Here is a 21,466-nt window from a genome sequence, read left to right as displayed (position 1 = left end):
TCACGGGGCGGGGAGGCGGCGGGCGGGGCTCCCTCCTGGCGGGGGCTGATGGGGGCTGGTGGGGTTCACGCCTCCGGTGCCGGCAGGGTCACCTCGAAGCGGCAGCCGCCCGGGATGTTGCGTACGGCGGCCCGGCCCTGGTGGGCCTCGACGATGCCGCGGACGATGGCCAGGCCCAGGCCGGCTCCGCCGGGGGGTGTGCGGGCGTGGGTGCCGCGCCAGCCGGTGTCGAAGACGCGCGGGAGGTCCTCCTCGGGAATGCCGCCGCAGCCGTCCGTGACGGACAGGACGACCCCGCCCGGGGACCGTGCGGCGGCGACCGCGACCGTGCCGTCGGCGGGGGTGCGGCGGATCGCGTTCACCAGCAGGTTGCCCAGCACGCGGCTCATCTCCTTGCCGTCCACCTCGACCGGCACCGCATCGACGTGGTCGGCCACGAGGTGGACGCCGAGTTCCTTCGCCAGCGGGTCCGCCCCGGCGAGCGCGTCGCCGACCAGGTCGTACACGGAGATCCGGGAGCGGGTGAGGGCCAGGGAGCCGGCGTGGATGCGGGACAGCTCGAACAGGTCGCCCACCATGTCGTTGAGGCGCTCCACCTCGGTGCGGATCTGCCGGAGATAGCGGTCCGGATCGGCGGCCACCCCGTCCTCCAGCGCCTCGGACATGGCGCGGAGTCCGGCGAGCGGGGTGCGCAGGTCGTGGGAGATCCAGGCGACGAGTTCCCGGCGGGAGGTCTCCAGGGCGCGCTCACGTTCCCGGGACTCGACGAGCCGGGCACTGGTGGTCGCCAACTCGCGGCTCAGCGACTCCAGTTCGGCGGTCGCCGGACCGTGGGGCGCGGCGAAGCCGCCGCCGTCGCCGAGGGAGCGGGCCGCGCGGGCGAGCTCGCGGCTGCGGGCGACGACCCAGCGGCCCAGGAGCAGCGCGGTGGCCAGGGACACCACCGCCGCCATCGCCACGACGGTGGTGACGACGGACAGGTCGTGCGTGGACAGGAACATCGCCTGGGCCACGGCCAGGGTGCCGGTGAGCATCGCGCCCACCGCCACGGCGGCGACCACGGTGAGCGAGGCCGTCAGCGAGCGCCGCCGGATCAGCCGCAGCGCGCCCGCGCCGACCAGACCCGCCACGGCGGCGCCGAGGAAGGCGTACAGGGCGATGTACAGGGTGTCGCGCACCGTCAGCTCCCCTCGTGCCCGGTGGGGTCGAACCGGTAGCCGACGCCCCATACGGTCTGGATGAGGCGGGGCCGGGCCGGGTCGTCCTCGACCTTGCCGCGCAGCCGCCGGACATGGACGGTGACCGTGGAGAGGTCGCCGAAGTCCCATCCCCACACCTCGCGCATCAGGTCCTCGCGGCTGAACACCGTGCCGGGGTGGCGCAGGAAGAAGGAGAGCAGGTCGAACTCGCGGAGCGTGAGCGCGAGTTCGGTGCCGCCCTTGGTGGCACGGCGGCCGGCCGGGTCCACGGCGAGTCCGGCCGCGGCGAGCGGCCGCGGCGCGGTGGCGGGCCGGGTGCGGCGCAGCACCGACTCCACCCGCAGGACGAGCTCGCGGGGGCTGAACGGCTTGGTGACGTAGTCGTCGGCGCCGACCTCCAGACCCAGGATGCGGTCGTCCTCGTCGCCGCGGGCGGTGAGCATGATGACCGGCACGGGACCGCGCCCGCGCATCCGGCGGCACACCTCAAGGCCGTCCATGCCCGGCAGCATCAGGTCGAGCACGACCAGGTCCGGCCAGTGGGCGGCGGCCCGGGCGAGCGCGGTCGGCCCGTCCCCGGCGCGGTCGACGACATGGCCCGCGCGGCCCAGGTAGCCGGAGACGACTTCGGCGACCGTGGCATCGTCCTCGACGACCAGCACCCGCGCCGCCTCGGCCGGCCGCCGCTCGCCGGACCCGGCACCCGTGGGCTCGTACGACTCCTGCATGCCTCCAGACTGACACCACCCCCCACACCCGCGCCGCCCCGAAGCCCTCCCCACCCTCGGACGTCCGCATTCCGTAAGGAATCCGGGCCGGACGAGCGTGAGGCACCTCACGGGAAGGTCACGAATACGTATCGGACATTCCACGCTTCAATCTTCACACCAGGCACACATGTTCGCTAAGTTGACGAACAGGCCGCACGATTGCCTCCGGCGAGTCGCGCCGGATCGTGCGACCTCCGCCGAGTCCGGTACGCCCCCACAGCGGCCGGAGCCGGGGAACCGACCAACCTCGGGGTGAAGCGGCTCAACTGTCCGTCCGGACAAGGGCCGTAGGGCACGCCTTCCACAGAACGTCCGCCCGATGCCGAGAGCAGAACCGGTAGGCGGCCCATGGGAGGAGTGCGTCTTTCTTGACGCGGGAACGACCGAGCGACGACAGGCCCAGCCGCGCCGAGGTCCAGCAGCGGATCAGCAGTCTCTACGACCAGGCGGAGAACGCCACGGGGAATTTCAACGCCACCCGCGCGATGAGCAAGAGCGCACGTACGCGGCGCGGTTCGGCTGCCTGGAGCGGTTCCGGGGGATCCGATCCGGCGCTCGACCGGGTGGCCAGGAAGTGGTTCGACGTGGGGCGCGCCCAGTTGGGTCCGACCATGCCCGCGGTCCTGCCGCCGGACCGTATGCCCAACCCGGCCAACTCCCCTGCCACCGCGCCGAGTAGGCGTCCGGCGGATGTCCGCGAGGGACTGGGCCTCGAGGCGGGCAGGGCGCCTCGGCCGGAGCTGACCGCCGGCCCGGTGGGCCCGGTACCCGAACTGCCGGCGGCGGTCCGGGACACCGCCCCACCGGAGTCGCCCCCCGCACGCACCGCGGCCGCCTCCCCCGTGGCGGAGCTGACCGCCCGCTCCATGGAACCGCCGGCCACCGGGACGGCGGGACCGGCGCCCACCGGCACCATGGAAGTACTGCCCAGCAGGACCATGCAGCCGCCGCCCACCGGCAGCATGGGAGTCCTCCCCGCCGACGTCATGCAGGCGCCATCAACCGGCAGCATGGAAGTACTGCCCACCAAGACCATGCAGCCGCCCACGGGCACCATGGGAGTCCTCCCCGCCGACATCACGCAGGCACCGCCCACCGGCAGCATGGGAGTGTTGCCCAACAGGACCATGCAGCCCCCGCCCACCGGCACCATGGACTCGCTGCCGAACAGGACCACAGGGGCGCTCCCGGCGGGAACCATGGAAGCGCCGTCCACCGGCACCATGGGAGTACTCCCCGTCGGCATCATGCAGCCGCCGCCCATCGGCACTATGCAGGCACCGCCCACCGGCAGCATGGAAGTACTGCCCGCCGACATCATGCAGGCGCCACCCACCAGCACCATGGAGGCGCTATCCGCCGGGGCCTTGGAGGCGTCGGCCACTGGGGCCATGGAGGTGCTCAGCACCGGAAGCCCGAGCGCTGCGACCCCGGACGCGGGCACCGTCGCGGGGTTTGTGGGCGTGGCCGAGGCGGGGCGTGAGGCGGTCGGCGGGGCGGGTGCCCCGGTCGCACGCCACCGGCAGGCCGCGGAGCAGCGGCCTGCCAAGGAGCGGACGCGGAACAAGCTCGCCCGGGCCGGCGAGATGCTGTCCCGGCACGCCGCGCAACAGAGCGCGCCGCCGCCCGCCGTCGTGGGGGCGCGCCCGGCCGAGGAGCCCCGGCCCGCGCCTCAGCCGGAGGCGGCCCAGTGGCAGCAGCACGCCACGGGACTGTTCGACACGACCCCGCCGCTGGACGGCAACTCGCTCTTCGACGCCAGCCAGGCCGGCGGCCCGGGAGCGGCGGGCGAGGCCGGAGCCGCCACCGGCCCCGAACCCGCTGCCGGACCCAGCGTCGGCGTCGGCGACAGCCCGGTCTCGGCCTACGAGCGGAAGGCCGCCAAGGCGCTGGCCTTCGCCCGCGCCCAGATCGGCAAGCCGTGCGTGTGGGGAGCCACCGGTCCGGGCTCCTACGACTGCTCGAGTCTCACCCAGGCCGCCTGGCGGGCCGCCGGGGTGGCCCTGCCCCGTACCACCCACGAACAAGTCGGCTCCGGCGCGGCGGTCCAGCTCGCCGAACTGGAGCCGGGGGACCTGATCTTCTTCTACGGCGAGGTCAGCCACGTGGGCCTGTACGCGGGCAACGGCACCATGGTCCACGCCCCGAGTCCGGGCGCTTCGATACGCGAGGAGTCGATCTTCTTCGCGGGCCCGCGGGCCATCCACAGCGCGATACGGCCGGCCTGAGCCGTCACGGCCGCCACGGGTGGGGAGGTCCGGGGAGCCGGAGCCTCCCCACCCGCCGTTCACGCGTCCTTGCGGCCCACTCCGGCGTACACCCAGAACTGGGACGGGTCCTCCGGGATCTCCTCGTCCCGGTCCGGGCGCCACAGCGGGACGTAGACCAGCCCCGGCTCCGCCAGGTCGAAGCCGTCGAAGAGGGACTTGATCTCGTCGTGGGAGCGTGCCGTGACCGGCGAGGTGGCCCGGTCGCGGTACAACTGCCCGACGGCCGCGGCCGTGTCCGGGCGGTCCTCGTCCGTGGCGTGGGTCAGGGCCAGCCAGCCGTCCGCGGGCAGCGCGTCCCGGAAGGCGGCCACGATGCCGCCCGGGTCCTCCTGCGGTGTGACGAAGTGCAGGATCGTGATCATCAGGACGGCGACAGGTTCCTCGAAGTCGATGAGCTTGCGCACCTGCGGCGCGGAGAGTATCCCCGCGGGATCACGGATGTCGGCGGCCACGATCGCCGCGTCCGGGTTGTCGGCGAGCAGGGCCTCGCTGTGGGCGACCGCGACCGGGTCGTTGTCCACGTACACCACCTTGGCCCCGGGACTGCCGGCCTGCGCGACCTCGTGCACATTGCCCTGGGTGGGGATCCCGGAGCCGAGGTCGATGAACTGGCGCACCCCCGCGTCCACGAGGAACCGCACGGCGCGGCCCAGGAAGGCACGGTTGGCGCGGGCCAGGGTGCGCACCTGGGGATCGATCGCCGTGACGGCGGCCACCGCCTCCCGGTCTATGGCGAAGTTGTGCTCGCCGCCCAGCATGGCGTCGTACATCCGGGCCACGCTGGCCTTGCCCGGATCCACGCCCCGCGGCAGTCCGTCCCCGTCCCGCATGACCAACTCCCCTGCTATTAAACGACCTTGACTGTGCATCATATGGTTGCCAGTGGCATACGACGCCGTACCGCCCGACCGGTCCGACCGGCCTGTCCGTCCCCGCGCCACCGGACCTCCGGCCCACCGGCCCCACCCGGAAGGCACACGATCCTGCGGAACACAGAACGCAGCCGGCCCGAAGATCCACCCCCCACAGGGCCGCTCCGCCGCCGTTCGTACTTCTCCCCCGCGACCGACGCCATCGGCTCCGAGCTCGACCTGCACCTGACCGGCCGTCATGTCGTGCACGCGCTCGCCCCGGGTTTCTGCGACGCGGCCTCGGTGTACCTGCTCCAGCGCTGGCTGCTGGAGGAGCACTCGCGCACGGCGGCCGACCCGCCGCAGATCGAGGCGCGCCGGCTCGCCCTGCGCATAGGGTCGGACACCTCGGAGGACTGGGAGCACCTGCTGCCGGTCGGGGAGGTGCTGGTCTTCCCCCGCCACACGCCGTACGCGCGCGCCTTGGCCACCGGACAGACCCAACTGCTAGACGGCGTCGACCGGCACACCTTCGAGAGGCTGCGCAGCACCGACCCGGACGACGCCGGCGTGGACGCCCTGCTGCGCAGCGCCTCGTTCCTCATCGTCCCGCTGCGGCTGCGCGGCGCGGCGGTCGGCTTCATCGCCTGCACACGCGGTCCGGGCAAGGCCCCCTTCACCCGCGGCGAGGCGGTGGCGGTGGAGTCGCTCGGCGCCCGGGCCTGCGTCGCCCTCGACAACGCCCGCCGCTACGAACGCGAACGCCGCACGGCGCTGGCCATCCGCCGCAGCCTGCTCCCGGAGACCGGGCAGGCCTTCCAGAGCTGCCGGGTCGCGCACGGCTACCGGCCCGCCGGGCAGGACAACGTCATCGGCGGCGACTGGTACGACGTGCTGCCCCGAGGGGACCGGCGACTGGCCCTGATCGTGGGCGACGCCATGGGACACGGGCCGGAGTCCGCCGTGGCCATGATCCAGTTGCGGACCGCCGTCCGTACCCTCGCGGCGCTCGACATCACCCCGGCCGAGCTCATGGACCGGCTGGACGCCGTCGCCGGCACGACGCCCGGCGCCTCCTTCGCCACCTGCATCTACGCGGAGTGGGACGCGGAACTGCACACCTGCACGTTCGTCGGCGCCGGCCATCCACCGCCCCTGATCCGCGGTCCCGGCCGCCCGGCGGCGCCGGTCGTCCTCGCCTCCGCCGGTCTCCCCCTGGGGCTGGCCACGAGCCCCTACGAGCCGACCGTGCTGCACCTGTCCGAGCCGACCCTGCTGCTGCTCTACAGCGATGGTCTGGTCGAGTCCCGCACCCATGACATCGACCAGGGCATCGCGCGTCTCGCCGGCGCCCTGGACGCCGGGACCGACGACGTACCGCACGTCGCGCACCCGAACGCCGCGCACCCGGACGCCCTGCCGTCGCTGTGCCGGCGGCTGCTGGCCGACTCCGGTCACGACGGCGCCGACGACGTCACGGACGACCGGACACTTCTGCTGGCCGAGCTGACCCCCGGGAAGAACTGACGGGGGCCGGGGAGGGCCCGTCGGACTGCCGTCCTGGGCTGCTTGTCGCATGAGCGGAGGCGGCCGTTCGAGCGGTGTCCTCACCTGATGTGGTGAGGGGTTGCGGCAAGAGGCGTACGCAAGCGGCGCAAGCACCGTTTGCTCCGGCATGGAGAGCACTTCTCGGGCCGTGCCGCGCTCGTCCGGCCACCTCCCCGCGGAACAGCCCTGCGCGGAACCGACTGGCGGGCCGTCGAACCAGTCACCGGTCCACTCGCCGCCCCGCGCCGTGGACCTGGCGCCACCGCGGGCCACCGGGCGGCACGCGCCCGAACCGTCCGAAGTGCAGTGGGCGTCCTTCGCGGACGCCGGCGCGCCGCCACCGGCCGGGGCGTCCGCGGGGCGGGAGCCTGTCACGCCGTTGCTGCGGCCTTGGGGCGTCGGTTCCGGAGAGCCGCCGCCGGAAGGGGCGGAGCGGGTCGTGCCCGCGGTCCCCGCGGTGCCGGTGCCGCGGGGGCTCCCGGGCCTGTGAAGCCGGGCGAAGAAGAGGCCGGGCTGTTCCCCGGGGCCCGGTCCGGACCGCCCGGGGCACCGCTTGCTCACGGCTCGGTGACGGCGGCATCACGATGGTGGGCGTGGGCGTTGCCCGGCCCCGGGGGGGTCGTTGAGCGCGGCATGGAAGCGTGGGAGGACGGCGAATGCCCCTGGTGCCGCTCGCTGCTCGGCTCCGGCCGGGCCCTCACCGTTCCGGACGCCGGGTTCCGCGTCGATCGCCCCTGGCACCGGAGCGGCGTCGGCTGGCCGGCCTGGTGGGAGCGCGCACGCCTGGTCATGCTGCCGCTGGCGGCCCTCACCGTGGCGGCCGCACTCATGCTGGCACTGTCCTGACCGGCCGGCGGGCCGGCGCGAGCGCGACCGCCGAGGGACCGCGCTCACGGCGGCGGCAGGTTGATCGGCCCAGCTCAGGTCTTGATCAGAAAGGAGACGAAAGGCTGGTGGTTCGCCGGCAGCACTGACATGATCTCGACAGCTGCCGGCCGGACAGCGAAGCAACGTCATCATCCGCACGCCGCCTTACGACGGCTGGGCTGTCTCGGAGAGCTGATATGTCTTGCCGAACCCGCGCGGCGGTGAGTATCGCGTGTGCCACGGTGCTCCTGTCCGTCTCCGCGTGCACCACGGATCATTCGGACGCCGGGCAGCCCACGCGGCCCCAGGCCTCCACGACACCGGGCCCGGCAACGGCCGGCACCGTGGCCGACACCACGCAGTCCTCCCTGCGGAAGCCGCCGGAGCTGGACCCGGGCGCATCACTCGCCGGCCGCCAGAAGGTGACGACGGGGAACGCCGCCGTTCCCTACAGCCAGGGCAAGAAAGGTGACGCTCTCACCATCGCGGTGAGCTGTCAGGGCCAGGGGAAGATCACTGTGGCGGTGAAGCCTGTGCACGTCTCCTTCCCTCTGGAGTGCGGTGCTGACCAGGTCAGCACCATCTCCAACGAGTTCGCCGTCTCCGGGGTGGAGCGCAGCGGGGTCGTGGCCGTCGAGGCGTCCCCAGCGGTGCGTTGGTCGTTGACCGTGAGCCGTGACGCACCGACAGAAGCAGAGCCGCCGGATGCCGGCTGAGCTTCTCCCGGCCGGCGGGGGTCCTCTTCAGCTGCGGAAGCCGATGTGTACGTGGTCGTGGTGGGTGGCGTCGCTGAAGAACTGGTTCGGGGTGCTGCCGGAGAGCAGGACGGGGCCGCCGACGTTGTAGGAACCGGCGGCCGCCGCGTCGCGCATGAAGCGTTCGACGAGGGGGCGGGAAGTGGCCGGGTCGACGACCGCGTGGCCGTCGATCTGCCACACGTCGAAAGCGCGCCCACGCGGGTGGTCGCTGGGCCGGCTGGTGCCGAAGACGACCAGCGGGTGCCCCGAGCGGACCACGCTGACATACATCCGGTACGTCCCCGCCAGACGCAGCATCGCGTTGAGCACGCTGTCGTGGACCTGACCGCTTCGCAGGTCGGCCTCCGCCGCCGGTGGCAGCACGATCCGGGAGTCCGCCAGCACCCGCCGTACCCCGCTCGACGGCGAGGCCTCCGGGGCGCCCGGTCGGGCCGGGTGCAACGCGGTGGCCGTCCATCCGGTCCGGGACCGCGCCAGACGTACGTCGACCGTGGTCCCGCCCGCCCGGACGGCGCCGCCGTGCCGCGTCCACTGCCGGCACACCACCAGCACGCTCGCCGAGTCGGCGAGGATCCCCCCGTACTGGGCGTCCACCACCTGCACCACCGCCTCGTCGGCGGACGGCAGCAGCGGCCCCGCCTGCGCCACGAGAGTGGTCGGCAGGCCCTGTGCGGCCACTCTGGAACGGGCCGCGGACGCGCCGCCCCCGCCGGCGGGCCAGGCGCCGATCGCCGCGACCAGGTCGACCGCCCGCCGTTTCACCTCCGGGTGGATCTCGGCGGAGGTGGGGCGCCACGGGGTGGTACGGGGAAGAGCCGCCCCAGTGTTCGCCGGGGACGCGGGGGTGCCGGAGGCGGCCGACTTCGGTTCCGATGCGGCGCCCGTGCAGCCCGCCGTCCCGAGCAGCGTTCCCGCCATACCCAGCAGGACGGCTCTGCGCCCTACCGGGCGTGCCGCGCGTTCCTGCCCATCGGTCATGCCCTCCAGTGTCCGCCCGCGAAGGAAGGCAGCCCAACGGGCGGCCAATAACCCGTGGCCGGTCCGGCACCACGCGCTCGCCTTGACGGCCGCCCCCTGGCCGGAGGCTTGGTCGCAGGCGACGGCGGCACGGCATCAGCCAACGGCTCCGACGGCGGATCGGCGGCCGGTCGGGCCGCGCGCCTCGCCGGCGATCCTGCGCGTGGCGGTCGGCAGGACCGGTGACGCTGGTCGATTGTCCCCGGTGGGCCACGGCGGTTGGGCGGCGGCGCCGGTGCGCGCGTCGGTGCGCGCCTCCCCTTCCGCGTCGGTGGCCGGGCCGGCCCGCCTTGACGGCGCTCGCGGTGGACGGGGACGGAGAGCGCCCTCGCAGGCCGGCACGGCGGCGTCCACCGCCGGCAGCCGGACCGGCGACGGCGCGCCCCGGGCATCACGCCACCGCCGCGGCGGGTCCCGCCAGCCACCCCGCCGGTCTCAGTCGGCCGCCACGCCGGACCCGCCCTGAACAAAAACCGGCGGGCGCCCCCGCCCGGCGGAAGACGATGTGGGGCGGCACGGCGGCGTCCACCACCGGCAGCCGGACCGGCGACGGCGCGCCCCGGGTATCACGCCGGGTCCCGTCGACCATCACGCGGGTCCGGCCGGCCTCATCGGAGACACCGTCACCATGGCCATGGCCGGGCTTCTCACGGGCGAGGGCGCAGGCGGGCCGCGAGCACCGCGACGTCGTCGCCCGCCTGGCCGGAGCCCGGGGCGCACAGGAATTCGCCGACGATGCCGTCCAGGAGTTCGCCGGCTTCCGTACCGGGCCCCGTCCGCAGGCCCGAAAGCCGGGCGAGCGAGGTGTCGATGTCCTCGCCGCGCCGCTCGATCAGCCCGTAGGTGAACATGACCAGCGTGTCGTCCGGTGCGAGGGGCAGCCTCGTCGCCTCGTGGGCGGCGAGCCCGGTGCCGGGTCCGGTGCCGATCGGAGGACCCACCCGCAGCGGGACCGGACCGGCCGTGCCGTCGTGGTGGAAGAGGACCGGCGGCAGGTGCCCCGCGCTCGCGAACAGGGCCGTGCCGTCCGCCGGGTCCAGCAGGGCCAGCAGACAGGTCGCCGGGCGGCGGCCGCTCTCCGCGGACATCATGGCGTCCAGCCTGCGCAGGATGCCGTGCGGCGCGAGGTCGGTGGAGGCGACGCCCCGCAGCGTCGAGCGGTAGGCGTTCATGTCGACCGCCGCGTCCAGGCCGCGGCCCATGACGTCACCGACGACCAGCAGGACGCGGCCGGAATGCAGGTGCAGCGTCTCGTACCAGTCGCCGCCCACGCGCCCGCCCGTGCCGCAGGGCATGTGACGGGCCGCCAGCTCCACGTCGGGGTGTGTACGCTCCGGGTCGGCCGGCAGCACCTTCCGCAGGTCCCACACCCTCGGGCCTGCCTCGCGCTGCTCCTCCGCGTGCCGCATGTGCGCGGCGGCCAGCCGTGCCGCGTAGTGGACGGCCGCCGTCTCGTGGTCGTCGAAGGGCCGGCCGGCCCGCAGGACGAGCACGACCCCGTAGACCCGGTCCCAGGCAAGCAGCGGCACCGAGAGGGTCACCAGGGCCGCGCCGCCATGGGTGGACGAGGCCGTGATCGGGTGGCCCGCGTCCAGGGCGCGGACGGAGACCTGATCGCGCGGGGCCTTCTCCAGGCTGTCGAGGAGGTCGCGCCGCCCGGCCACGGCGGCGGAGCGCAGGGACTCGTCCGGTTCACGGTGGCCCTCCTGCGGGCCGTAGAGATCGACGGTCGCGGAGTCGCACAGCTCGTCGACCAGGAAGGCGGCGAGTTCGGCCGCCGTCCTGCGGTCGTCGAGGGTCGTGCCGATCGCGGCGACCGCCCGCCGGTCCAATGCGAAGCGGTCCGTCGCGGCACTCCCGGGGCCCGACACCAACTCGCCTTCCACCACGACCCCTTTCTCCCGTTCTGCCGGATTCATCCCAGCATCGCGGGCGAGCATCGGCGGGTAGCGACCCGCGGCGCCGGGACTGCCCGAGCGGATTCTTTACCGAGGTGAGGGGTGGTGCACCGGGCCGTGGAGAGTCGATGCCCGCCGGGCTCCCTGAACGTCCAGCCACCATGGACTTCACAAAGCCCTAACATCATGGCCAACACCCCCCTGACCATGGCCGGATGTTCACGAGAAGTGAGGGCAGTGTGGCAGAGACCGAGGGACCGGCGGTGCCCGAGCGGCTGCTGATCACCCGTACCACGGCCGACGACGGGAGCTGCGTCGTGGCCCTCGCCGGAGAGGTCGACCTCGACTGCAGCGCACAGCTCCGCGACGCCCTGCTGTCCTGCCCGGAGACCGCCCCCGGCACGGTGGTCGACCTCCGTGACGTGACCTTCATGGACTCCAGCGGGATCAACGCCCTCATCGCCGCCCACCGGGCCGCACAGGCGGGTGGCACCCGGCTGCGCCTGGCCGCACCGCAGGAGGCCGTCCTGCGCGTGCTCCAACTCGTCGGCTTGGACACGCTCATACCCTGCTACCCCACCCTGGAGGCGGCTCTGGAGGCCCGCTGACCCGTACGGCCGGAAAGATCGGGTCACCCCGGTGTCCCGTACACCTGCCGCGTGTTGGGGCGGGGTGCCGGCCGATGCCGGGCCGCGGGGCCCTCGGCGAAGGCGCGCAGCAGGTTCTCCGTGGTACGGGTGACGAAGGCCCGGGTGCGGGCGTCCATGCCGTGGTCGCGGCCCCCTTCGGGGGTGCCGGCCATCAGCGCCTCCACCCAGCGCATGGTGCCGGTGGCGAAGACGCCCGCCCCGCTGGGCACCGTGTAGTACGCCGAGTCGCTGTGGCTGCGGGCGCCGGCGCACACCAGTGGCGAGTGCGCAATGATCTCCAGCGGTTCGGACACGGGCGAGCCGGGGGTGACCCGGTCGTACTCCACTCCGACCAGGTGGTCGAAGCTCTCGCCGGGGCGGGCTCCCGTTCCCCCGTACAGCCAGTGGTCCGCCGCGTGCACGACGTAGGGGGCGTCCACCGGATAGCCCTCGTACAGGACCCCGGTGAGGGACGACTCGGGGTCGGCGCCCGGGGCCTGCCGGAAGTCGGTGGTGACCAGGGCCGGGCGAGACGGATAGCAGGGGTCGTCCCGGTAGGAGGACTTGTAGCAGACCACGGTGCGCCCGGCCCCCGCCCCGCCCCCTTCCAGGCGGACCCGGCGGAAGCAGGTGTTGGCGCCGAGGAAGGCCACGTTGGTGCCCGCGTCACGGGCCTCGGCGACGTGCCGGCGCTGCTCGGGCGTCCAGTATTCGTCGTGGCCCAGGCAGACGAGCGCGGTGGCGCCGCGCAGCACGCCGGGGTCGTCGTGCAGATCGGTTCCGGTGGTGTACGCGAGGGGTATGCCGAGGCGTTCGGCGAGGACCACGGCCGCCCATTCGTACACCAGGAACTTCTCGGCGCCGTTCGCGTCGTAGGGCCGGTCGAAAGTGACGGCCAGGGAGCGGGTCGCGTACGCGCCGGAGGCCCCGGAGTACAGGCTGGAACCGCCCCACCGGTTGTACGCCTGCCAGGTCGCCGGGGCGTGCAGGAGTACGGTGCGGCCGGCGCCGTGTGTGGAGCGCACGATCAGCGGGACGTACCGCTGATGGCCGTGGTCGGCGTCCAGGCGCAACAGGTAGGCACCTTCGGGCCAGCCCTCGGTGCCGAAGGCCAGGGTGCGCGGCCAGTCGGCGCGGACGGTGCGGGTGGCCGACAGCGTCCGGGCGGCCGGCTGTGCGCGTCCGCGCACCGGACCGGAGCGCCACACGAGCCGGGCCTGGCTGCCCCCGTACCAGCCGACGCGGAAGGCGGAGACGCGGAAGGAGGACGCCGTGGTCGACACGTGCAGGCCGCACGCCTGGCCCGGCGTGACGCTGATCCGATCGGTGTAGCCGGCCACCGCGTCCGGCGGGCCGAGGGAGCCGATCCGCCAGTCCCGGGTCCCCGGGCGGCCCCGGTCCGCCTCCGGACGGCGGCTGTCCGCCGCGGGGGACGGCCGGTTCGCGGACGTGGGGTCGCAGGCGGCTGCCGCCGCGCCCAGTCCGGCCCCGGCGCACAGGCCGAGGAACTGCCTGCGGGCCGGGCCGCCGTGCCCGGAGCCCTTTCCCGTGCGCTCCGCCCCCGCGTCTCCCGTGTTCTCCGTGTCCCCCGTGTGCTCCTGTGCGTGATGCGGGCTCACATCGCCTCCCTGGGGGTGAACGGACCCTCCCCGCGGATTCCGACGCGCCTTCGTCGAAAGTAGCGGCTGCGGCGGGGGTCCGCACGGCCCGCGCACACCGGGCGCGACGACCGCGGACGCGGCGGACCTGGACCGCCGGGTGCGGGCTGTGCGGGCCTCGGATACGGGCCGTGAGTACCGCCCGCCGGGTGCGCCCGTGGCACAGGCGCGCGTACGGGCATGGCCGCGGGGCCGTCGGCCGGTGACGGTCCTGACGGCCCCGTGAGCGAGGTGGTCTGCGCGTTGCCGGTCGTTCTGCGCGCTGCCGGCCGGGCGCCTGTCCTCAGTCGGTCTTGCCGCGTCCGGTGACGGAGTCCCGGATCCGGTCGACCAGTCCCGCGCCGGGCGCGAGGAGCTTGTTCACGGGCGGCCTGTCCGGAGCGGCGGGGTGCGGTCGGGTCGGTGCGGTCTTCTTCGCCGAGCGCACCTTCTCGCCGAGCTGTTCCAGGTCCTCGGGCCCGGTGGCCTCCCGCAGCAGGGGGAAGATGTTCTGCTCCTCGTCGGTGACGTGCTCGCGGATCTCCCGCATCAGGCGGCCGACGAGTTCGTCGAACCGCGGGTCGTCCGCGCCGCGGCCCTCCAGGTCCTTCATGGTCCGCTCGGCCTCCGCGTGGTCCTCGATCTCCCGGTCCGCGATCGCGTCGCCGTCCCGGACGTAGTGACGCACCACCGGGTACAGGTACATCTCCTCGGCCACGCAGTGGCGGACCAGTTCGATGGTGGCCTGGTCGGCGAGGTCCTTGCGCCGCGCGTTCCCCACCGGGAGGGCCTCCATCTGCGCGAAGATCTCCTCCACCTCGCGGTGGTCGGTGGTCAGTTCCCGAATGACGTCTCCGCCGTGTCCCATGGCGGGGCTCCTTGCTGCTGGGCATTGCGGGTCGTACCGCTGGACCGCCGCCGGGTTCCCGCGTCGGGCGCCGGCACACCGCCGAGCGGGCGCGGGTCACGCCCGGCCCGATTGCCCTCGCGTGGCCCGGGAACCCGGGCTGACGCCGCATACACCTGTCACACCCCTCGCCCCTCGCCCCTTACCCCCTCACCCCCTCACCCCCTCACCCCCTCACCCCCTCACCCCCTCACCCCCTCACCCCTGGGAGAGGATCATGAGTCTGCTGCGCGTGGCCGGTCGTCCTCTGCTCGCCTCCATGTTCGTCGCCGGAGGCATGAACTCCCTCCGCAGTCCCGAGGCGGTGGCGACGGCCGCCGAACCCGTCGTACGGCCGATCACCGAGCGGGTGGCGGTACTGCCGGACCGCACCGAGCAGGTCGTGCGGCTGAGCGGCGGCGTCCAGGTCGTGGCGGGCGTGCTGCTCGGCCTGGGGCGGTTTCCGCGCCTGTCGGCCGTGGCCCTGGCCGCGACGCTGGTGCCCACCACCCTGGCCGGACACCGCTTCTGGGAGGCGGAGGACGACGCCGGGCGCGTCCAGCAGCGCATTCACTTCCTGAAGAACCTGTCCATGCTGGGCGGTCTGCTGATCGCGGCCGACGACACCGGCGGCGCGCCGTCCCTGCTGTGGCGCGGCCGTCACACGGCCCACGAACTGCGGCGCGAGGCGCGGCTGGTGCGCCGCTCGGTACGGGCCACAGCTCGCCCGGCCGCCGCGGTCGGCGGCCTGCGCGCCAGGCTGCCCGCCCGGAACGGCGCATGAACGGCGAGGGCCGCGGCTGAACGGCGAGGACCGCGGCTCCCGCGACGAGGAGGACACGCGATGAACGAGAACGCCCGCGCCGGGGGCCGCCTTCCGGTGTTCACCGGGCAGTCCGGTCACGACCTGCTCGGGATCTATCTCAACGACCACCTGGCGGGCGCCACCGCGGGTACGGACCGCTCCCGCCACCTCGCCGTGGCGTACCGGGGCTCGGAGATCGGCGACGCGATGGGCCCGATCGCGGCCGAGATCGCCGAGGACCGCAGGAGCCTGCTGGAGATCATGCGCCGGCTCCGGATACCCGTACGGCGCTACAAGGTGTACGCCGGCCGCCTCGGCGAACGGGCCGCGCGGCTGAAGAGCAACGGCGGCCTGATCCGGCGTTCTCCGCTGACCTCCCTGCTGGAGCTGGAGCTGCTGCAGATGGGCGTGCAGGGCAAGGCCTGCGTGTGGGAGGTCCTGCGCGGGCTCGCCGACCGCGACACGCGCCTGGACCGCGACCAGCTCGACAACCTGCTCGAACGGGCCCGGCGGCAGCGGCGCGTCGTCGAGGAACTGCGCAGGCTCCAGGCCGCGGAGGTCTTCCGGGACCGCTGATCCGCACCCGCGGTGCCACTCGGGGGACAAGGGACCCGCGGCCACGGGCCGCTGACCGCGGCCCATGTGCGTGCATGGCCCAACGATTACCCACGCTTGGTTCAACAGTCCAGACTGATAAACCTATTGTTACTACGTGGACGTCGAACAGGCCGGTGCCGGCACAGCGGCCGGCCCCCCGGAAAGCGCGGAAGACACAGCAGGCCCCGAAGGCACGGAAGGCACAGCTCCCCTCGCCTCCGATCTGCGCGTGGTCGTCGCCCGGATCACGCGGCGGCTGCGGCAGGCGCACGCGGTGGGTGACGTGTCGCTGTCCGGCATGTCGGTGCTGGCCCGGCTCGCCGCCGACGGCCCGGACTCGCCGGGCTCGCTGGCCGAACTGGAACGCGTCAGGCCGCAGGCGATGGCGGCGACCCTCGCCTCACTCGAACAGCGCGAACTGGTCCTGCGCTCCCCCCATGCCGTCGACCGGCGCCGTTGCGTGGTGGCCGTCACCGCCGCCGGGCGCGACATGCTGGCCGCGCGGCGCACCGAATCCGTACGCCGGCTCGCCGACGTCATCGCGGAGCTCACACCGCGGGAACAGCGCACGCTCGCCGCCGCGCTGCCCCTGCTCGACCGGCTGGCGGAACGGCTGTGACCCCCCGCACGCCCGCCGCCGTGGGCCCCGGCTACAAGTGGGTCGCCCTGTCGAACACCACACTCGGCGTGCTGATCGCCACGATGGACGCCTCGATCGTGATCATCTCGCTGCCGGCGATCTTCCGCGGCATCGGGCTCGACCCGCTCGCGCCGGGCAACATCAGCTATCTGCTGTGGATGATCCTGGGCTATCTGCTGGTCTCGGCCGTGCTGGTGGTCGTACTCGGCCGGCTCGGCGACATGTTCGGCCGGGTGCGCATCTACAACCTGGGGTTCCTGGTCTTCGCCTGCGCGTCCGTCGCACTGTCCCTCGACCCGTTCAGGGCCGGGGCCGGGGCGCTGTGGCTGATCCTGTGGCGGGTGGTGCAGGCCTTCGGCGGCTCGATGCTCACCGCGAACTCGGCCGCCATCCTCACCGACGCCTTCCCCGCCGGGCAGCGCGGGATGGCCCTCGGCGTCAACCAGATCACCGCGCTGGCCGGCCAGTTCCTCGGGCTGCTCGCGGGCGGGCTGCTCGCCACCGTCGACTGGCGTGCCGTGTTCTGGGTGAGCGTCCCCATCAGCGTGGGCGGCACCATCTGGTCCTACCTGAGCCTGCGGGAGACGGCGCCGGGGCGGCGCGGCCGCATGGACTGGCCGGGCAACCTCACCTTCGCCGCGGGTGCCGGGATCCTGCTCGCCGCGATCACCTACGGCATCCAGCCCTACGGCGGGAACGCCACCGGCTGGGGCAACCCGTGGGTCCTCGCCGGGCTGGTGGGCGGCTGCTTCCTGCTGATCCTGTTCTGCTTCATCGAGACACGCCCCCAAGCTCTCGGCTTCGCTCGAGCAGGGGGGACCCCCGTCCCCGAGCCCATGTTCCACCTCGCGCTGTTCCGAGTGCGGGCGTTCGCCGCAGGCAATCTGGCCGCACTGCTGACCGCGATCGCGCGCGGCGGGCTGCAGTTCATGCTCATCATCTGGCTCCAGGGCATCTGGCTGCCCCTGCACGGCTACGACTTCGAGGACACCCCGCTGTGGGCGGGCATGTTCATGCTCCCGCTGACGCTGGGGTTCCTGCTCGCCGGTCCCGTCTCCGGCTATCTCTCCGACCGGTTCGGCGCCCGGCTGTTCTCCACGACCGGCCTGCTGCTGGTGACCGCGTCCTTCCTCGGACTGCTGGCCCTGCCGGTGGACTTCGCCTACGGGCCGTTCGCGGCGCTGCTGCTGGTCAGCGGGTTCGGGCAGGGCATGTTCTCGGCGCCCAACACATCGTCGATCATGGGCAGCGTGCCGCCGGAGTACCGGGGCGTGGCCTCGGGCATGCGCTCCACCTTCCAGAACTCCGGCACCGCGCTGTCCATCGGCGTGTTCTTCTCGCTGATGATCTCCGGGCTCGCGTCCTCCCTGCCGTCGGCGTTGGGCGACGGGCTGCGGGCGCACGGCGTCCCGGCGGCCGCCGCCGAGCACGCCGCCTCGCTTCCGCCGGTGAGCACGCTGTTCGCCACGTTCCTCGGCGACAACCCGGTGCAGCACCTGCTCGGACCGAGCGGAACGCTCGATCGGCTGTCCGCGGCGCAACAGCAGTCCCTGACCGGGCACACGTTCTTCCCGCAGTTGGTCTCCGGGCCCTTCCACCACGGTCTGACCATCGTCTTCGGCGTCGCCGCCGCGATGGCCCTCGTCTCCGCGGTGGCCTCGGCGCTGCGCGGCCGTCACCGGCTGCCCGACGAAGGGGCCCTGCGACCGGCCCCACTGCCCGGGAAGACGCCGGCGGGACCCTCGCTCGACGAGCAGGGGTCCCGCTGAGGGCGCTCGGGTCGTCGTCCTCGTCCGCCGGGGTCACTTCTTGAAGACGTCCTTCGTCTTCTCCTTGGCCTGGCGGGCGTTGCCCTTGGCCTTCTCGGCCTGTCCCTCGGCGGTCATCTTCTCGTTGCCCACCGCGCGGCCGACCGTCTCCTTGGCCTTGCCCTTCATCTGTTCCTTCTTGGCCTTGCCCTTCTGGTCACCAGCCACTGTCGCTCACTCCAAGCACATCGCTGTCGGTCTCACGTTTCGGGTGCTCGGCGGGGCGGCGGGCAAACCTCCCGATCACGCTCCCGATCACGACGAGTGACCGGCTTGTGTCAGCCGTGGCCCGCACGGGTGTGCTCTGCGCGGACCCCACGCGCATCGCGCCGGCCACGGGGGTGCCGGTCGCGGCGGAGGTCGAGGACAGCGAGCGCCAGGGCCCCCAGCAGGGCCACGAGGGCGCAGCCCACGGCGAGGGCGACGGCATCGTGGTAGTCCTTGCCGTTCGCCGCGAGCACCATGTAGAAGAGGCCCGGCAGGGCCGCCGTGCCCACCGCGCCCCCGAGCCGCTGCCCGGTCTGCAGGGCGCCGCCCGCGGCCCCGGCCATCCGCACCGGCACGTCACTCAGCGTCATGGTCACGTTCGGGGAGATGACGCAGCCGCTGCCCACGCCGCCCACGAACAGGGCGGGCGCGGCCCACCACGCCTCCGCGCCCGGCGGAGCCGACCGCAGGATCAGCGCGGTGGCCCCCAGCCCGATGACGACGGTGACCAGCCCCCAGAGGGTCAGCAGCCGCCCGAACCGCTCCACCAGCCGGCCCGAGACCACCGCCGCGGCCGCCGAACCGATGGCGAACGGGGTCACCGCGAGACCGGAGTCCAGCGGCTCGTAGCCGAGGCCGTCCTGGAAGAACAGGGCGAACACCAGCCACACCCCGCTGAACCCCACGAAGTACAGCGCGCCCAGCGACGTGCCCGCCGCGTAGCCGCGCGTGCAGGTCAGCAGCCGTGGATCCAGCAGCGGCCGGCCGTCCCGCGCCGCGACCCACCCCTCCCAGCGGGCGAAGGCCACCAGGAGTGCCAGGCCCACCGGGAACAGCCACCACAGCCGGCGCAGTCCCCCGCTGTCGGCGAACACCAGGGGCAGCATCAGGCCCAGGACCCCGGCGCCCAGCAGGACCACGCCCGGCAGGTCCAGGCTCTCCCGGCGGCCGCGCGCCACGCGGGGCAGCAGCCGGAGGCCCAGCAGCAGCGCGACCGCGCCGATCGGCACGTTGACGTAGAAGATCCAGCGCCACCCCTGGGTACCGTGCGCCAGTGCCAGGATCAGGCCTCCGGTGACGGGTCCCACCGCGCTGGAGATGCCGACCGTGGCGCCGAAGAGGCCGAAGGCGCGGCCTCGCTCGGCCCCGCGGAACATCTGCTGGATCAGCGCCGAGTTCTGCGGGGCGAGGCAGCCCGCGCAGGCGCCCTGCGCGATCCGGGCCACGACGAGCCAGGAGATCGTGGGCGCGGCGCCCGCTCCGGCGCTGCAGACCACGAAGCCGGCCAGGGACCACAGGAAGATCCTGCGCCGTCCCATGGCGTCGCCGAGCCGGCCCGCCGGGACCAGGGCGAGGGCGAACGACAGGGCGTAGCCGGAGACGACCCACTGCACGGCGGCCGGCGAAGCGCTCAGGTACCGCTGCATCGACGGCAGTGCCACAGCCACGATCGTCACGTCGAGCAGGCTCATGAATCCGGTGGCGAGCGTGACCCACAGGGCCTTCCAGCGCCTCGGATCGCGTCCCGCCGTATCGCCGGTGCGTCCGCCTGCCCGCGCGTCCCTGGTCACGAAGGCTCCTCGTTCACGAAGGCTCCTCCCGGTTGACGCCGCAGCACGCACCGGCGGTCGGCATCCACGGGCTCCAGCCGCGTTCCCCGCCACTCACGGTCGAACACCGCCCCCGCGCCGCGGCAAGGTGCGTCGGCGGCCGCGTTCGCGGCGCGGGCCCGACCGCGGGGAGCGGCCCCACATCTCCGACGGCTGCCGTTCGCGTACCCCGGCCGCCGCCCGTTCCCACGGCCGGCCCATACAGTCCCCGTTGACGCGATCCGCGGGCTCAAAACCCGTCGCCGGCCTGCGGCTGTACGTCTCCGCCGACACGCTCCTGTTCGACGGCCCGGAGGAGATCGCCCGGCGCTTCCCGTGCGCCGACCCGGCCGTGCCGCACCCGGGCGGCACCACCCGCCGGAAGGTCTCTCCCACCCCGGCTCGGCAGGCGCGTCGGCGCGAGAGGGGGAAATATGTGGGTGTGAGGTTTACGCACTGGGGTAGGCGCTGCGGCGTCCGCCTTGATCAACAAGGTGGACGCGTACTGAGGATGTTCCGGCTGAGAGGGAGGGCCGCACGATGGCGGTGACCACGGAGGCGAAGGCGCGGGCTCGTACGGAGCTGCCGGAGGTGGCCGACCCCTCAAAGCTCGCGCCCACCGACGCGCGGGCCCTGTCACGCCTGTTCTTCGAACGGCTGGCGAGGCTGGAGGAGGGCACGCCCGAGCACCAGTACGCCCGCAACACGCTGATCGAGATGAACATGTCCCTGGTCCGCTATGCGGCCGGCCGCTTCCGCAGCCGGGGCCCGCAGGAGATGGAGGACATCGCCCAGGTCGGCATGATCGGGCTGATCAAGGCGATCGACCGGTTCGAGCTCGCCCGCGAGGTGGAGTTCACGTCCTTCGCCGTGCCGTACATCGTCGGTGAGATCAAGCGCTTCTTCCGCGACACGTCCTGGGCCGTGCACGTCCCGCGCCGGTTGCAGGAGGCCCGCGTCGAGTTGGCCAAGGCCACCGAGGAGCTCGGCAGCCGGCTGGGCCGCAAGCCCACGACCGCGGAGCTCGCGGAGCTGATGAACCTGCCCGAGCAGGAGGTCCTCGACGCGATGGTGGCCTCCAACGGCTACACCTCCTCCTCCCTCGACGCCGCCGTCAGCGGCAGCGAGGAGGGCGAGAACGTCCTCGCCGACTTCATCGGCGCCGAGGACACCGGCATGGAACTCGTGGAGGACATCCACAGCCTGGCTCCGCTGCTCGCGGAACTCGAGGAACGGGACCGGCTGATCATCCACATGCGGTTCGTCGAGGAACTCACCCAGGCACAGATCGGGGAGCGCCTGGGCATCTCCCAGATGCATGTGTCCCGCCTGCTCAACCGCCTGCTGGGCCGGCTGCGGCAGGGCCTGCTGACCAACCGCTGAACCACGGCCGGCCCCTAGGTCCTGTCGTCACATTCCCGTCGTCGCCCGAAGGGCGGCTCCGCGGCGTCTGGTGCGTGCTCTCGGCGTGCCGGGCGGAAGTCCTCGTA

Annotated in this window: 19 protein-coding genes and 1 riboswitch; of the genes, 10 read left to right on the top strand and 9 right to left on the bottom strand. The window is 73.5% G+C overall.

Annotated elements, in window-relative coordinates:
* Positions 1-65: 65 nt before the first annotated feature.
* Positions 66-1,178 (bottom strand): HAMP domain-containing sensor histidine kinase, encoded by a 1,113-nt coding sequence (locus ACIQFZ_RS29770; protein WP_365425535.1) that lies wholly within the window; start codon positions 1,176-1,178, stop codon positions 66-68.
* Between the two features lie 2 nt (positions 1,179-1,180).
* Positions 1,181-1,927, bottom strand: a complete 747-nt coding sequence (locus ACIQFZ_RS29765) for a response regulator transcription factor (RefSeq protein WP_365425533.1) — start codon at positions 1,925-1,927, stop codon at positions 1,181-1,183.
* Positions 1,928-2,154: 227 nt separating this feature from the next.
* A riboswitch (cyclic di-AMP (ydaO/yuaA leader) is annotated at positions 2,155-2,329 on the top strand.
* 8 nt (positions 2,330-2,337) lie between these two features.
* On the opposite strand from ACIQFZ_RS29765, the gene ACIQFZ_RS29760 reads away from it, so the two are divergent.
* On the top strand, positions 2,338-4,197 hold the full coding sequence (locus tag ACIQFZ_RS29760; protein ID WP_402692642.1) for an NlpC/P60 family protein: 1,860 nt from the start codon (positions 2,338-2,340) through the stop codon (positions 4,195-4,197).
* 59 nt (positions 4,198-4,256) lie between these two features.
* Here the strand turns inward: ACIQFZ_RS29760 and ACIQFZ_RS29755 are convergent, their stop codons facing one another.
* A complete protein-coding gene (locus tag ACIQFZ_RS29755; RefSeq protein WP_402692641.1) occupies positions 4,257-5,069 on the bottom strand; it encodes an SAM-dependent methyltransferase in 813 nt (270 codons plus the stop codon).
* A gap of 42 nt (positions 5,070-5,111) precedes the next feature.
* Between ACIQFZ_RS29755 and ACIQFZ_RS29750 the strand changes: the two genes are divergently transcribed.
* The 3 genes from ACIQFZ_RS29750 (at position 5,112) to ACIQFZ_RS29740 (ending at position 8,221) form a co-directional block, all read left to right on the top strand.
* A complete protein-coding gene (locus ACIQFZ_RS29750) occupies positions 5,112-6,617 on the top strand; it encodes a PP2C family protein-serine/threonine phosphatase (protein WP_402692640.1) in 1,506 nt (501 codons plus the stop codon).
* A gap of 654 nt (positions 6,618-7,271) precedes the next feature.
* Entirely contained in the window at positions 7,272-7,484 is a 213-nt protein-coding gene (locus tag ACIQFZ_RS29745) for a hypothetical protein (RefSeq protein WP_365431212.1), read from the top strand.
* A 365-nt stretch (positions 7,485-7,849) separates the two neighbouring features.
* Positions 7,850-8,221, top strand: a complete 372-nt coding sequence (locus tag ACIQFZ_RS29740; RefSeq protein WP_402692639.1) for a hypothetical protein — start codon at positions 7,850-7,852, stop codon at positions 8,219-8,221.
* A 27-nt stretch (positions 8,222-8,248) separates the two neighbouring features.
* On the opposite strand, the gene ACIQFZ_RS29735 is transcribed toward ACIQFZ_RS29740, so the two are convergent.
* Together ACIQFZ_RS29735 and ACIQFZ_RS29730 are read right to left on the bottom strand one after the other, a co-directional pair.
* Positions 8,249-9,241: a hypothetical protein gene (locus ACIQFZ_RS29735; protein ID WP_402692638.1), complete on the bottom strand. Its 993-nt coding sequence runs from the start codon at positions 9,239-9,241 to the stop codon at positions 8,249-8,251.
* Between the two features lie 686 nt (positions 9,242-9,927).
* Positions 9,928-11,199 carry a PP2C family protein-serine/threonine phosphatase gene (locus ACIQFZ_RS29730; protein WP_365429217.1) on the bottom strand — a complete coding sequence of 424 codons (1,272 nt, stop codon included), beginning with the start codon at positions 11,197-11,199 and terminating at the stop codon, positions 9,928-9,930.
* 194 nt (positions 11,200-11,393) lie between these two features.
* Here ACIQFZ_RS29730 and ACIQFZ_RS29725 point away from each other — a divergent pair, with 194 nt between their 5' ends.
* Positions 11,394-11,786 carry an STAS domain-containing protein gene (locus tag ACIQFZ_RS29725; RefSeq protein WP_402692637.1) on the top strand — a complete coding sequence of 131 codons (393 nt, stop codon included), beginning with the start codon at positions 11,394-11,396 and terminating at the stop codon, positions 11,784-11,786.
* Positions 11,787-11,809: 23 nt separating this feature from the next.
* Here the strand turns inward: ACIQFZ_RS29725 and ACIQFZ_RS29720 are convergent, their stop codons facing one another.
* Together ACIQFZ_RS29720 and ACIQFZ_RS29715 are read right to left on the bottom strand one after the other, a co-directional pair.
* On the bottom strand, positions 11,810-13,426 hold the full coding sequence (locus ACIQFZ_RS29720) for a N,N-dimethylformamidase beta subunit family domain-containing protein (protein WP_402692636.1): 1,617 nt from the start codon (positions 13,424-13,426) through the stop codon (positions 11,810-11,812).
* A 322-nt stretch (positions 13,427-13,748) separates the two neighbouring features.
* Positions 13,749-14,312: a hemerythrin domain-containing protein gene (locus ACIQFZ_RS29715; protein ID WP_365429225.1), complete on the bottom strand. Its 564-nt coding sequence runs from the start codon at positions 14,310-14,312 to the stop codon at positions 13,749-13,751.
* 256 nt (positions 14,313-14,568) lie between these two features.
* On the opposite strand from ACIQFZ_RS29715, the gene ACIQFZ_RS29710 reads away from it, so the two are divergent.
* The 4 genes from ACIQFZ_RS29710 to ACIQFZ_RS29695 all read left to right on the top strand — a co-directional run bounded on the left by ACIQFZ_RS29710 (position 14,569) and on the right by ACIQFZ_RS29695 (position 18,141).
* Positions 14,569-15,114, top strand: coding sequence for a DoxX family protein (locus tag ACIQFZ_RS29710; protein ID WP_365429228.1), 546 nt, complete (start codon positions 14,569-14,571; stop codon positions 15,112-15,114).
* A 60-nt stretch (positions 15,115-15,174) separates the two neighbouring features.
* Positions 15,175-15,711: a hypothetical protein gene (locus ACIQFZ_RS29705; RefSeq protein WP_365429231.1), complete on the top strand. Its 537-nt coding sequence runs from the start codon at positions 15,175-15,177 to the stop codon at positions 15,709-15,711.
* Positions 15,712-15,847: 136 nt separating this feature from the next.
* Positions 15,848-16,351 (top strand): MarR family winged helix-turn-helix transcriptional regulator, encoded by a 504-nt coding sequence (locus tag ACIQFZ_RS29700; RefSeq protein WP_383059635.1) that lies wholly within the window; start codon positions 15,848-15,850, stop codon positions 16,349-16,351.
* 83 nt (positions 16,352-16,434) lie between these two features.
* A complete protein-coding gene (locus tag ACIQFZ_RS29695) occupies positions 16,435-18,141 on the top strand; it encodes an MFS transporter (RefSeq protein ID WP_402692661.1) in 1,707 nt (568 codons plus the stop codon).
* A 33-nt stretch (positions 18,142-18,174) separates the two neighbouring features.
* On the opposite strand, the gene ACIQFZ_RS29690 is transcribed toward ACIQFZ_RS29695, so the two are convergent.
* Positions 18,175-18,348, bottom strand: a complete 174-nt coding sequence (locus ACIQFZ_RS29690; protein WP_365429237.1) for a CsbD family protein — start codon at positions 18,346-18,348, stop codon at positions 18,175-18,177.
* A 110-nt stretch (positions 18,349-18,458) separates the two neighbouring features.
* Positions 18,459-19,958 (bottom strand): MFS transporter, encoded by a 1,500-nt coding sequence (locus ACIQFZ_RS29685; RefSeq protein WP_402692635.1) that lies wholly within the window; start codon positions 19,956-19,958, stop codon positions 18,459-18,461.
* A gap of 558 nt (positions 19,959-20,516) precedes the next feature.
* On the opposite strand from ACIQFZ_RS29685, the gene ACIQFZ_RS29680 reads away from it, so the two are divergent.
* Entirely contained in the window at positions 20,517-21,359 is an 843-nt protein-coding gene (locus tag ACIQFZ_RS29680) for a SigB/SigF/SigG family RNA polymerase sigma factor (RefSeq protein WP_402692634.1), read from the top strand.
* Positions 21,360-21,466 lie beyond the last annotated feature (107 nt).

The sequence above is a fragment of the Streptomyces sp. NPDC093064 genome (genome assembly GCF_044754605.1).
Classification (GTDB): Bacteria; Actinomycetota; Actinomycetes; order Streptomycetales; family Streptomycetaceae; genus Streptomyces.
The sequence above is the reverse complement of the archived record's forward strand: the minus strand, read 5'-3'. Positions and strand labels throughout refer to the sequence as shown.